Below are 12,709 nucleotides of genomic sequence, written 5' to 3'. Positions count from 1 at the left end.
AACCGGCCTTATGGCGTTTTGTGTACCGGCACTGCCGTCACGATCAGCGTTTTCTACGCACTGTCGGGGCGACTTTATCCAGCACGCCGTTGACGAATTTGTGGCTGTCTTCAGCGCCGAAGGTTTTCGCCAGTTCGATCGCTTCGTTGATGGCCACTTTGTAGGGGACGTCTTCACGCTTGCTCAGCTCGAACAGCGCAATACGCAGTACCGCGCGCTCCACCTGGCCCAGCTCATCGAGCTGGCGGGACAACACAGGTGCCATCAGGGCATCCAGGCTGGCCGCATTGACTGCCACGCCGGACAACAGCTCACGGAAATAGGCAATGTCGACATCTTTGACATCTTGCTCAGCCAGGAACTGTAATTCAACGTCGGCAATGTCATTTTTAGACACTTGCCAGGAGTAAAGCGCCTGGACGGCACATTCACGGGCGCGGCGGCGGGCTGCAGGTTTCACGGAAATCCCCTTAACTAAATTCAGGCCTTGATGGCCTTGATGACATTGATCATTTCAAGTGCGGTCAGGGCAGCTTCTGCCCCTTTGTTACCCGCTTTGGTTCCAGCGCGCTCGATGGCCTGTTCGATGCTTTCGGTGGTCAGCACGCCAAAGGTCACTGGAATTTCGCTGGTCATGGCAACGCTTGCCAGACCGGAACTGCATTCACCTGCCACATATTCGAAGTGGGCGGTGCCCCCGCGGATCACCGTGCCAAGCGCGATAATCGCGTCATAGCGCTGGGTATTCGCCAGCGTGCGGGCGGCCAGCGGCAGCTCATACGCGCCCGGAACCCAAACGATGGTGATATTGTCTTCAGAAACCTGACCAATGCGTTTCAGGGCATCAATGGCGCCTTCCAGCAGACTGTCATTAATGAAATTATTAAAACGAGCAATTGCAATCGCCACACGTGCGTCAGGAGTCGCAACAACACCTTCGATAACGTTCATACGCTTTCCTTAATTTGGGTTCAATACCCCGCAGGGGGGCGGATTCTATCACACTCTTTCCTTGCCTGCGCATGCGGTTTTTACTTCACATGCCGGGCAAACGATTTCTTCCCGGTGGTTTGGCGCAGGTACGGCCATGATGTCACATCGGTTTCAGCCGCAGCCGCAAGTCCGGGCCAACCTGCCGCACCTCACTGAACGCGAATTGCGGCGCGTCTGCCAGCGCGCTCAGCCCCGGCAGGGCACACAGGCCGCGCGCGGTGTCACCCAGCATTTTAGGGGCAAGATAGACAATCAGCTCATCCACCAGCCCGGCCTGTAACAGCGCCCCGGCCAGCCCTGCCCCGGCTTCGACCCACACCGAATTCACCTGTCGTTTTGCCAGCAACATCATCATTACCACCAGATCAATGCGCCCATCACGCTCCGGCACCTGCCACTGTTCCACGTTTTCCGGCCAGGCGTGATGGTCGGCCTGCACGCGGGCCAGCAGGCTCTGCCCCGGCTGGGTAATCAGGCGATGCTGAGGCGTTACGCGGTTCTGGCTGTCGATGATCACCCGCAGCGGCTGGCGCAGCGAGGCAGCATCCGCCGGGTGGGCGGCAGACAGCTGAGCGGCCTGCGGTGAGGGGTAACGCTCACGGAGTGCGCTGTCCAGCTCGCCCCAACGCACGGTCAGCGCCGGGTCATCAGCCAGCACGGTGGCGCTGCTGCTGAGGATGGCGGAACTCTCCGCACGAAAACGCTGCACATCACGCCGGGCTTCCGGCGAGGTGATCCACTGGCTTTCGCCCGAGGCCATCGCGGTGCGGCCATCCAGCGACGCGCCCATTTTCAGCTGTAAATAGGGGAAACCGGTGCGCATCCGCTTCAGGAAACCGCGGTTCACCGCTTCGGCTTCCTCCAGCATCACATTATGGCGCACCTCAATGCCGGCCTGTTTCAGCCGGTAGAGGCCGCGCCCGGCCACTTCCGGGTTAGGGTCCTGCATCGCGGCCACCACCCGGCTGACGCCGGCGGCGATCAGCGCATCGCAACAGGGCGGCGTGCGGCCGTGGTGGCTGCACGGCTCCAGCGTCACATAGGCCGTGGCACCACGCGCCTTTTCACCGGCCATGCGCAGGGCATGCACTTCCGCATGCGGCTCACCGGCACGCAGGTGATAGCCTTCGCCGACGATCACGCCGTCGCGCACGATCACACAGCCTACGTTAGGGTTCGGGGTAGTGGTAAAGCGCCCCAGACGAGCCAGCTCAAATGCCCGCGCCATGTAAAATTCATCGTGCTGCATAGGCTTCCTTAATCTTGCAGGCGGGCGATCTCTTCGCCAAATTCGCGGACATCCTCAAAACTGCGATAAACCGAGGCAAAACGGATATAGGCCACTTTATCGAGCCGCTTTAACGCATCCATCACCAGGCCGCCGACCATTTTAGCCGGCACCTCACGCTCGCCGGTGGCGCGCAACTGGGATTTCAGGTGGCTGATGGCCATCTCTACGTCGTCGGAGCTGACCGGGCGCTTTTCCAGCGCCTTCAGCATGCCGCTGCGCAGCTTGTCCTCATTGAAGGGTTCGCGCACGTCGTTACTTTTAATCACCCGCGGCATCACCAGTTCAGCCACTTCAAACGTCGTAAAACGTTCGCTGCACACCAGACACTGGCGACGGCGGCGCACCTGCGAGCCATCACCAACCAGACGTGAATCGATCACTTTCGTATCAACGGCGGCACAAAATGGACAGTGCATGGAACTTCCTGATTAGCATTTCTGACGGGTGCCCAGTTTACCGCGAACTCTGCGGACTACAAAGGCCGATGCCTATTTGTTGACGCCTGGTTGGTGTTTACGGTGCCGCACCGGCGTTTTGCATGACTTTCCTCGCCGGGAAGGCTACGCTTTAGAGAGTGAATCTGGAAAAGGAAATTACCATGATGACAATCAGTTACCTCAAGCTTCGTCCCCGCCCGTTATGCCGTATGGCCTTACTGGCCTCCGCCGTGCTGTTAAGCGCATGCGCGCAAAACCCACAGGTACCGAAACTCAAATCAGAGGTGGTTCAGCTCAACCAGAAGCTACAGGCGCTGACCGACGAGGCCACCGCGCTGGAGCAGCAGAGCCAGCTGAACCGCAATTCTACTGACGGGGTCTATGTGCTGCCGGCGGCCAACAGCCCGGCCGCGCTGAAAAGCGCCGCCGGTGAACTCAGCGTCTCTCTGAGCCACGTAGCCCCGGAAGCCAGCGGCTCGCAGGCCTTGCTGCATATCCGCGCCCTGTCCGGCACCTCCCTGCCCGCGTTTACCGCCACCGTGGACTGGGGCCCGCTTGACCCGACCACCGGCAAGCCATTGCTGGTGGATATGCTCTCCCAGCCGGTGACGGTCAGCCCTTCTTTGCTGCCGAAAACGGAGCAGACCCTGGAGCTGCGTTTCAGCGGCCAGGCGCCGGAACAGCTGGGCTTTATCCGCCTGCGGGATGTCACCCCTGCGGCGCCTTCCACAGAGGTGACATCGTCTGAAACCGCGTCGCCTGAGGCCACACCGTCCGCCCCGTAATGCAGGCGTTTCCCCATAAAAAAACCCCGCATAGCGGGGTTTTTACTGGGTAGCGGAGGAGGATCAGCGCAGGATAGTCGGCTGATCGGCCCCTTCCTTCTCAACTTTCTGTTGCAGCATGTGCTCACGCTTCATGCCAAGCTTCAGCGCCAGCGCTGAGGCCACATAAATTGAGGAGACCGTACCGATCGACACCCCGATCAACATGGTCAGGGAGAAGCCCTCCAGCAGCGCGCCGCCGAAGATGTAGAGCATCAGCACCACCACCAGCGTGGTAGCGGAGGTCATGATGGTACGGCTCAGGGTCTGGGTCAGTGACACGTTGGTAATTTCGTAAGCATTGCCGCGACGGATCTTGCGGAAATTCTCACGGATACGGTCAGAGACCACGATGCTGTCGTTCAGCGAGTAACCGATAACCGACATCAGCGAGGCGATGATAGTCAGGTCGATCTCAATGCGGAACAGAGACAGGATCCCCATGGTGATAATGACGTCATGCGCCAACGCCAGGACAGCACCCAGTGCCAGCCGCCACTCGAAGCGGAAGCCGACGTAAACCAGGATGGAGATCAGCGCGATCAGCAAGGCCATGCCGCCGGCTTGCGCCAGATCGTTGCCCACGCTTGGGCCGACGAACTCAATACGCTTGACCGAGGCACTCTTGTCAATCTGGCTGTTTACCAGCGAGATCACCTTGTTGCCCAGCTCCTGCCCGGCATTGCCGCTGACCGGCGGCATACGCACAATCACGTCACGGCTGCTGCCGAAGTTCTGCACCACCGGATCGGCAAAGCCTGCTTTCTCCAGCGACTCACGCATCGTGTCCAGGTTGGCCGGCTGGCTGAGACTGATCTCGATCACCGTACCGCCGGTGAAATCCAGGCCCCAGTTGAACCCGCGCACGCCCATAATGATCACCGACGCAATCAACAGCAGGCCGGAGATACAGAACGCCACGTTGTCCCAGCGCATAAAGTCATGGACTTTACGGCCGTAATTCAGTTGTTCAACAGTATATTGTTGTGCCACAACGCACTCCTCAGATAGACAGCTTGTTAATGCGTTTGCCGCCGTAAAGCAGGTTGACGATGGCACGGGTTCCGACGATCGATGTAAACATCGAGGTCGCCACACCGATAGCGGTGGTGATGGCAAACCCTTTAATCGACCCGGTGCCGACCGCATAAAGAATGATGGCGGTGATAAGCGTCGTCACGTTGGCATCAATAATACTGGAGAACGCGCCTTTATAGCCCTCATGGATCGCCTGCTGAACGGAACGCCCGTTCCTCAGCTCTTCCTTGATACGCTCATTAATCAGTACGTTCGCATCCACGGCCACGGCCAGCGTCAGCACGACACCCGCGATGCCCGGCATGGTCAGGGTCGCCCCCGGCAGCAGGGACATAATGCCGACAATCAGGATCAGGTTGGCAATCAGCGCGCTGGTCGCGATCACACCAAATTTACGGTAGTAGACCACCATAAACACGATGGACGCCACCAGGCCCCACAGACAGGCCTGCAGCCCCTGCTGGATGTTCTGCATCCCCAGGGTCGGGCCGATGGTGCGCTCTTCCACGATCTGGATTGGCGCAATCAGCGCCCCGGCACGCAGCAGCAGCGAAAGCTGGCGGGCTTCGTTCGGATCGTTGATGCCGGTGATCTGGAAGCGGTTACCCAGGCGGGACTGGATCGTCGCCACGTTGATCACTTCTTCCTGTTTCACCAGAATGCCGCGACCATTGGCGTCTTTCTTGCCGCTGTCTTTGTACTCCACAAACAGGGTCGCCATCGGCTTGCCGATGTTGTCCTTGGTGAAGTTGGACATGGCGGAACCGCCTGCGCTGTCGAGCGAGATGTCGACCTGCGGCTGGTTGTATTCGCCCATGCTGGAGGTGGAGTCGGTGATGTGGTCACCGGTCAGCACCACACGCTTGTACAGCACAATCGGCTGGCCTTCACGGGTGTTTTTCACTTCGCTGTCACCCGGTACACGGCCGGACGCGGCCGCGCTGGCGTCAACGTTGGTGTTCACCAGACGGAACTCCAGAGACGCGGTCGCGCCCAGGATCTCCTTGGCACGCGCAGTGTCCTGGATGCCCGGCAGTTCAACCACGATGCGGTCAGCGCCCTGGCGCTGTACCAGCGGCTCTGCAACGCCCAGCTGGTTCACACGGTTGCGCAGGATATTGATGTTCTGCTGCACCGCGTCTTCACGCGACTGGCGCAGGCGTTCATCGGTCATTACCACACGCAGCGCGTTGTCGCCGGAGGCATTCAGCACCAGGTCACGGTGGCGCGGCGTCAGGTAGCTTATCGCGCTGTCGCGGGTGGCGGCATCACGGAAGCGCACTTCCACGGCGTTATCAGCCAGCTTGCGTACCGTGGCGTAAGGGATGTTTTTGTCACGCAGGTCGCTGCGCAGGGAGTCCATCGTCTGTTCCTGCAGCTTGCCCATCGCCGTCTCCATATCCACTTCCATCAGGAAGTGAACGCCGCCGCGCAGGTCGAGGCCGAGTTTCATCGGTTCGGCTGCAATGGCAGAGAGCCAGGTGGGGGTGGCCGGGGCCAGGTTGAGCGCGATGACATATTTGTCGCCCAGCACGTTGGTCAGCACTTCACGTGCCCGCAGCTGAACGTCGGTATCTTTGAAGCGGGCAAGGATGGCGCCATTTTCCAGGGCGATGGATTTGCTCGCGATCTGGTCTTTATCGAGCGCACTTTTGACTTGGTCCAGCGTGGCCATACTGGCGTCGGAGCCCCGAGCGCCAGTAATCTGCACAGCCGGATCCTCACCATAAAGGTTGGGAAGCGCATAAAGCAAACCGATGAGGATCACGACGATCAACATCAGATACTTCCACAAAGGATATCGGTTTAACACGGCAGTTCCCTTAGGGAAAATTCAATTACAGAGCCTTCATCGTACCTTTCGGCAGAACGGCGGTTACGTAGTCACGCTTAATCGTCACTTCTGTGGTTTCATTCAGCGCAATCACGATGTAGCCGGTCTCAGAGACTTTGGCCACGCGGCCAATCAGCCCACCGTTGGTCAGCACTTCATCACCTTTGCCGATCGACTCCATCAGCTTTTTGTGTTCCTTGCCGCGTTTTTGTTGCGGACGCAGGATCATGAAGTAGAAAATCAGGCCAAATACCACCAGCATAATCACCAGCGAGTACGGGCTTGACTGTCCGGCCGGTGCGCCAGCGGCGGCTACCGCATCAGAAATGAACAGACTCATTAAAATTCCCTCATTGTTATCGAAATCAATGTTATCGAAAGCAGTTGCTGAAATCAGGCATCCAGCGGCGGAACGGGCTTGCCGATGCGCTGATAAAAATCAGTGACAAACTGCGCTAACTTCCCTTCATCAATTGCCTGGCGTAAACCGGCCATGACGCGCTGGTAATAACGCAGGTTATGGATGGTATTCAGACGCGCACCGAGTATTTCGTTGCAACGGTCCAGATGATGCAAGTAGGCGCGGCTGTAATTGCGACATGTGTAGCAATCACATTCCGGATCCAGCGGCGAGGTGTCCTCTTTATGCTTGGCATTGCGGATTTTCACCACCCCTTCGGTGACGAACAGGTGGCCGTTACGCGCATTGCGCGTCGGCATCACGCAGTCGAACATATCGATGCCGCGGCGCACGCCTTCCACCAGGTCTTCCGGTTTGCCGACTCCCATCAGGTAGCGCGGTTTGTCCTCAGGGATCTGCGGGCAAACGTGCTCCAGGATGCGGTGCATATCCTCTTTCGGCTCACCGACCGCCAGGCCGCCCACAGCGTAACCATCAAAGCCGATCTCTACCAGCCCTTTTACGGAGACATCTCGTAAATCTTCGTAAACACTGCCCTGAATAATCCCGAACAACGCATTGTTATTGTTCAGTTCGTCAAAGCGCTTACGGCTGCGGGCCGCCCAGCGCAGTGACATTTCCATGGAGCGTTTGGCGTAGTCCCAGTCGGCCGGGTACGGAGTGCATTCATCGAAAATCATCACGATGTCAGAGCCGAGGTCGTACTGGATCTCCATCGACTTTTCCGGGCTCAGGAACACCGGGTCACCGTTGATTGGGTTACGGAAATACACGCCCTCTTCCTTGATTTTGCGCATCGCCCCCAGGCTGAAGACCTGGAAGCCACCGGAGTCGGTGAGGATCGGGCCGTGCCACTGCATAAAATCATGCAGGTCGCCGTGCAGTTTCATGATCTCCTGCCCCGGACGCAGCCAGAGGTGGAAGGTGTTGCCGAGCAGGATCTGCGCGCCGGACTCTTTGACTTCTTCCGGCGTCATGCCTTTCACGGTGCCGTAGGTGCCGACCGGCATAAAGGCCGGAGTTTCGACCACGCCGCGATCAAACACCAAACGGCCGCGGCGGGCGCGACCCTCTTTCTTGATTAATTCGTACTTCACAGTGCCTCCGGCATCAGAGAAACAGTCTGATGAGGTTGACTCCGGAGCCACACGCCCCGGAAAGAGTAAGCCCGGCGCATGACGCGCCGGGCCGGGTATTACCGGCCTGCCGCCTGTTGCGGGGCCAGCGGGTTACGGGTAATGAACATCGCATCGCCGTAACTGAAGAAACGGTACTGTTCCGCCACCGCGGTATGGTAGGCATTCATCGTCTGGGTATACCCGGCGAAGGCCGACACCAGCATAATCAGCGTGGATTCCGGCAGGTGGAAGTTGGTGATCAGCGCGTCGATCACCTGATACTCATAACCGGGATAGATAAAGATTTTGGTGTCGCCGAAGAACGGCGCGATCAGGCCATCCTGCGTTGCCTGTGCGGCGCTCTCCAGCGAGCGCACTGACGTCGTGCCCACGGCCACCACGCGTTTGCCGCGCGCCTTGCAGGCCAGCACCGCATCCACCACCTCTTGCGGCACTTCCGCATATTCGGCGTGCATGATGTGGTCTTCGATGCTTTCCACCCGCACCGGCTGGAAGGTACCGGCCCCGACGTGCAGGGTCACGAAGGCCATCTCGATGCCCTTCTCTTTCAGTGCGGCCAGCAGCGGCTCGTCAAAGTGCAGCCCGGCCGTGGGGGCGGCCACGGCACCCGGTCTGGCGCTGTACACCGTCTGGTAAAGCTCGCGATCCGCTTCGTCATCCGGGCGGTCAATATAGGGCGGCAGCGGCATATGCCCGGCAGCGTTCAGCACGCTGAACACATCGCGTTCATCGTTGAAGCGCAGTTCAAACAGGGCATCGTGGCGGGCCACCATGGTCGCGGAGATACTTTCGTCATCTCCCAGCAGCAGCTCAGCGCCCGGCTTCGGCGCTTTGGAGGCGCGCACATGGGCCAGCACGCGGTGGTCATCCAGCACGCGCTCCACCAGCACCTCGATTTTACCGCCGCTGACTTTACGCCCGAACATCCGCGCCGGGATCACACGGGTATTGTTGAATACCAGCAGGTCGCCCGGTTCCAGCGTCTCCAGCAGGTCAGTGAAGACGCCGTGCGTCAGGTCACCGCTGGGGCCGTCCAGGGAGAGCAGCCGGCAGCCGCTGCGCTGGGCTTGCGGATAGCGGGCAATCAGGGATTCAGGGAGTTCAAACGAAAAATCAGCGACGCGCATAACACTCTACTTCACGTGAAAAACAGGCGGCTTAGTCTAGAGCCAGCACCGCCCGGCTGCAACAATTAAGGGCGTCCGGCGCCTGAAATGGTTATACTGCCGGAATGAATTTTCTTGCCCATCTGCATCTGGCCCATCTGGCCCACAGCTCACTGACCGGAAACCTGGCCGCTGATTTCGTCCGCGGTGATCCCACGCATCTTTATGATCAGGCGGTGGTTGAAGGCATCCGCATGCACCGCCGGGTAGATTCCCTGACCGACAGCCTGCCGGCCGTCAGGGAGGCACGCCGCCTGTTCAGTGAGGAATACCGCCGGGTCGCGCCCATTACCATGGACGTGATGTGGGACCATTTTCTGGCCCTGCACTGGCAAAAACTGGAGGCGGATTATACCCTGCCGGCCTTTGTGAATTATGCGCAAGGTCAAATTTCACCCAATCTACCTACCCTGCCGGAAGGTTTTCAGCAGCTGAACCGGGTACTCTGGCCGGAACGCTGGCTGGAGCGCTATGCCGGCCTGCCGTTTATCGCCAACGTACTGGCCGGCATGGCGGCACGCCGCCCGCGCCTGCATCAGCTGAAAGGGTCTTTTGTTGACATTGAGCGCAATTACCCGCAGTTTGAGGCAATATTCTTCGATTTCTACCCGCAGATGATGGAAAAAGCGCGTCATCGCCAGTTATGACGGCGCACGTTAAGGCAGGATTTTTTAAGGGTTATTGTTAAAGCGAGATAGATTTTACAACTTGCATTAATAGCCGGAAGCTATCTGAATGATTGGTCTTTCACCCTTTATTCACCCTGTCTAAATCCCTATACTGCCTTCGTCTTATTCATAAACTGTCCTTTAACTTGATATTACAGGAGTAATTATGGTCCTGGTAACTCGCCCAGCCCCAGACTTTACCGCTGCTGCCGTTCTGGGCAGTGGTGAAATCGTTGAAAACTTCAACTTCAAAAAACACACCGCTGGCAAACCTACCGTTGTCTTCTTCTGGCCAATGGACTTCACCTTTGTTTGCCCGTCTGAACTGATCGCCTTCGACAACCGTTACGCTGAATTCCAGAACCGTGGCGTGGAAGTGGTTGGTATCTCCTTCGACTCCGAGTTCGTTCACAACGCATGGCGTAAAACCCCGGTTGATAAAGGCGGCATCGGTGAAGTGAAATACGCGATGGTTGCTGACGTTAAGCGTGAAATCCAGAAAGCGTACGGTATCGAGCACCCGGACGCAGGCGTTGCGCTGCGTGGTTCCTTCCTGATCGACAAAGACGGCATCGTGCGTCACCAGGTTGTTAACGACCTGCCGCTGGGCCGTAACATCGACGAAATGCTGCGCATGGTAGACGCGCTGCAATTCCACGAAGAGCACGGCGAAGTGTGCCCGGCTCAGTGGGAAAAAGGGAAAGTTGGCATGGGCGCCTCTCCGGACGGCGTGGCCAAGTACCTGTCTGAGAACGCCACTAACCTGTAATCTGTTCACCGGCCGGGTGAGAGCCCGGCCGGTGCGCATTCAGGATAAAAACCGGCCGGCTTTGCCCGCCGGTTTTTTTACGTCTGCCCCTTTTCAGGTCACCCCTGCCCCTCCCTGTTGCCGCCCTGCCCGGCAACATGACGATTTCTCTCGTGTTTTCTGCTACTTCCTTGCCTGTTTCCCGCTACGCTGATAAAGCACGTTAACGGCCGCCGGCCTGGCGCGACATTTGCAGCGCTTTTACCGGTGGGCAGTGGCTTGCACCTATAACGATAATATCAGCACAGACAGGAGGGAATATGGGGTTAGGAAAATGGACAGCGCCGCTGAGTGCGCTGGCACTGCTGGTGAGCGGCAGCCTGCATGCCGCGTCGATGCCGGCCGTTGAGGCGCAGCACGGGATGGTGGTCTCCTCGCAATATCTGGCCTCCCAGATTGGGGTGGATATCCTGAAAAGGGGCGGCAATGCGATTGATGCCGCCGTGGCCGTGGGCTATGCGCAGGCGGTGGTGAACCCCTGCTGCGGTAACATCGGCGGCGGCGGCTTTATGACAATCCACCTGGCGGACGGCAAAGACACCTTTATCAACTTCCGGGAGACCGCCCCGGCCGCCGCCAGCGCGGACATGTACCTGGATGCACAGGGCAAAGTCCGTAAAGATGCCTCGCTGTATGGCTACCTGGCCGCCGGGGTGCCCGGCACGGTGCTGGGGCTGGACACCGCACAGCGCGAATATGGCAAGCTGACGCGCCGCCAGGTCATGGAGCCGGCCATCAGGCTGGCGCGCCAGGGCTTTGTGCTGACCCGCGCGGATACCGACGTGCTGGACACCACCGTCAAGCGCTTCCATGACGACCCGGAAGCGGCGCGGCTTTTCCTGCGCCCGGACGGCAGCGCACTGCAACCGGGCGACCGGCTGGTGCAAAAAGATCTGGCCAACACGCTGGAGGCGATTGCCCAGCGCGGGCCGGACGCCTTCTATAAAGGGCATATCCCGGCGGCCGTCGAAGCCGCGGCGAAAAAAGGCGGTGGGTTACTCACCGCCAAAGACTTTGCCGACTACCGGATCAGCGAAACCGCCCCGCTCACCTGTAGCTATCGCGGCTATAAGTTTGTTTCCTCGCCGCCGCCCAGCTCCGGCGGCACGACGCTGTGCGAGACCCTCAACATCATTGAGGGCTACAACCTGAAAGAGATGGGCTTCAATTCCGCCGCCTCAATTCATGTGCTGACCGAAGCGATGCGCCACGCCTATATGGACCGCAACACCTACCTCGGCGACCCGGCGTTTGTCACCAACCCCATCGGCCGCCTGACCAGCAAAAGTTACGCCGGTGAGATCCGCAAGCAGATCGACCCGGAACGCGCCACCCCGTCTGAAAACGTGCAGCCGGGCATGATGCCGCATGAGAAACCGGAAACCACCCACTACTCCATCGTTGACCAGCAAGGCAACGCGGTCTCCACCACGTACACGGTAAATGGCCGCTTCGGCGCGGTGGTGATCGCACCGGGTACCGGCTTTTTCCTCAACGACGAAATGGATGATTTCACCACCAAAGTGGGTGAGCAGAATCTTTATGGCCTGGTGCAGGGCAGCCGTAATGCCATTGCCCCCGGTAAGCGCCCACTTTCATCGATGAGCCCGTCACTGGTGACCAAAGACGGAAAAATCTTCCTGGTGCTCGGCTCGCCGGGCGGGTCGCGCATTATCAGCATTACCCTGCAGGCGGCGATCAATATCATCGATTACGGCATGGCTCCGCAGGAAGCAGTAGATGCGCCGCGCATTCACCACCAGTGGCTGCCGGATGAAGTCTATTACGAGCAGCGCGGCCTCTCTGCGGATACCCTGGCCCTGCTGGCACAACGCGGCTACAAGATGGTGGAGCAAACCCCATGGGGCGCAGCCGAGCTGATTATGGTCGGCCTGCCGGGTGCGGCGGGCGTCTCCCCGGCCAACTCCGGCAATGACTCGGCGGTTTCCGGCAAAGTGCGTGAAGGCTATCTGTACGGGGCCAATGATGTGCGCCGCCCGGCCGGGGCCGCTATCGGCTACTGATACCGGCACGTAAAAGAAAAAAGCGGGCCGGTGCAGGCCCGCTTTTTTTAGAGGAGTCCGTATTTA

General features: G+C 59.1%; 13 protein-coding genes. 4 read left to right on the top strand and 9 right to left on the bottom strand.

From position 1 onward, the window contains the following. Positions 1-43 precede the first annotated feature (43 nt). The 4 genes from nusB to nrdR all read right to left on the bottom strand — a co-directional run bounded on the left by nusB (position 44) and on the right by nrdR (position 2,700). Positions 44-460 carry a transcription antitermination factor NusB gene (nusB, locus tag CYR55_RS07910; RefSeq protein WP_101815615.1) on the bottom strand — a complete coding sequence of 139 codons (417 nt, stop codon included), beginning with the start codon at positions 458-460 and terminating at the stop codon, positions 44-46. Between the two features lie 20 nt (positions 461-480). Continuing rightward, on the bottom strand, positions 481-951 hold the full coding sequence (gene ribH, locus CYR55_RS07905; RefSeq protein ID WP_072926545.1) for a 6,7-dimethyl-8-ribityllumazine synthase: 471 nt from the start codon (positions 949-951) through the stop codon (positions 481-483). 142 nt (positions 952-1,093) lie between these two features. Continuing rightward, positions 1,094-2,242 (bottom strand): bifunctional diaminohydroxyphosphoribosylaminopyrimidine deaminase/5-amino-6-(5-phosphoribosylamino)uracil reductase RibD, encoded by a 1,149-nt coding sequence (gene ribD, locus CYR55_RS07900; RefSeq protein ID WP_101815614.1) that lies wholly within the window; start codon positions 2,240-2,242, stop codon positions 1,094-1,096. An 8-nt stretch (positions 2,243-2,250) separates the two neighbouring features. Continuing rightward, positions 2,251-2,700, bottom strand: a complete 450-nt coding sequence (gene nrdR, locus CYR55_RS07895; RefSeq protein WP_072926550.1) for a transcriptional regulator NrdR — start codon at positions 2,698-2,700, stop codon at positions 2,251-2,253. Positions 2,701-2,885: 185 nt separating this feature from the next. Here nrdR and CYR55_RS07890 point away from each other — a divergent pair, with 185 nt between their 5' ends. After that, positions 2,886-3,506 (top strand): SadB/YajI family lipoprotein, encoded by a 621-nt coding sequence (locus CYR55_RS07890; RefSeq protein ID WP_101815785.1) that lies wholly within the window; start codon positions 2,886-2,888, stop codon positions 3,504-3,506. Positions 3,507-3,569: 63 nt separating this feature from the next. On the opposite strand, the gene secF is transcribed toward CYR55_RS07890, so the two are convergent. The 5 genes from secF to queA all read right to left on the bottom strand — a co-directional run bounded on the left by secF (position 3,570) and on the right by queA (position 9,104). Next, on the bottom strand, positions 3,570-4,538 hold the full coding sequence (gene secF / locus CYR55_RS07885) for a protein translocase subunit SecF (RefSeq protein WP_101815613.1): 969 nt from the start codon (positions 4,536-4,538) through the stop codon (positions 3,570-3,572). A gap of 10 nt (positions 4,539-4,548) precedes the next feature. Beyond that, on the bottom strand, positions 4,549-6,396 hold the full coding sequence (gene secD / locus CYR55_RS07880; protein ID WP_101815612.1) for a protein translocase subunit SecD: 1,848 nt from the start codon (positions 6,394-6,396) through the stop codon (positions 4,549-4,551). A 25-nt stretch (positions 6,397-6,421) separates the two neighbouring features. Continuing rightward, on the bottom strand, positions 6,422-6,757 hold the full coding sequence (gene yajC, locus CYR55_RS07875) for a preprotein translocase subunit YajC (RefSeq protein ID WP_072926556.1): 336 nt from the start codon (positions 6,755-6,757) through the stop codon (positions 6,422-6,424). A 53-nt stretch (positions 6,758-6,810) separates the two neighbouring features. Continuing rightward, complete coding sequence (tgt, locus tag CYR55_RS07870; protein ID WP_101815611.1) at positions 6,811-7,935, bottom strand: tRNA guanosine(34) transglycosylase Tgt; 1,125 nt, start codon at positions 7,933-7,935, stop codon at positions 6,811-6,813. Between the two features lie 98 nt (positions 7,936-8,033). Continuing rightward, a complete protein-coding gene (queA, locus tag CYR55_RS07865; protein WP_101815610.1) occupies positions 8,034-9,104 on the bottom strand; it encodes a tRNA preQ1(34) S-adenosylmethionine ribosyltransferase-isomerase QueA in 1,071 nt (356 codons plus the stop codon). 104 nt (positions 9,105-9,208) lie between these two features. Here queA and CYR55_RS07860 point away from each other — a divergent pair, with 104 nt between their 5' ends. The 3 genes from CYR55_RS07860 (at position 9,209) to ggt (ending at position 12,643) form a co-directional block, all read left to right on the top strand. Further along, positions 9,209-9,790, top strand: coding sequence for an acyl carrier protein phosphodiesterase (locus CYR55_RS07860; RefSeq protein WP_101815609.1), 582 nt, complete (start codon positions 9,209-9,211; stop codon positions 9,788-9,790). Between the two features lie 187 nt (positions 9,791-9,977). Next, positions 9,978-10,580: a peroxiredoxin C gene (locus CYR55_RS07855; protein WP_101815608.1), complete on the top strand. Its 603-nt coding sequence runs from the start codon at positions 9,978-9,980 to the stop codon at positions 10,578-10,580. A gap of 299 nt (positions 10,581-10,879) precedes the next feature. Next, complete coding sequence (ggt, locus tag CYR55_RS07850) at positions 10,880-12,643, top strand: gamma-glutamyltransferase (RefSeq protein ID WP_101815607.1); 1,764 nt, start codon at positions 10,880-10,882, stop codon at positions 12,641-12,643. Positions 12,644-12,709: the final 66 nt, after the last annotated feature.

Source organism: Chimaeribacter californicus, from assembly GCF_002858675.1.
GTDB lineage: Bacteria > Pseudomonadota > Gammaproteobacteria > Enterobacterales > Enterobacteriaceae > Chimaeribacter > Chimaeribacter californicus.
Note: the sequence above shows the minus strand (reverse complement) of the source record. Positions and strands in the feature narration are given on the sequence as shown.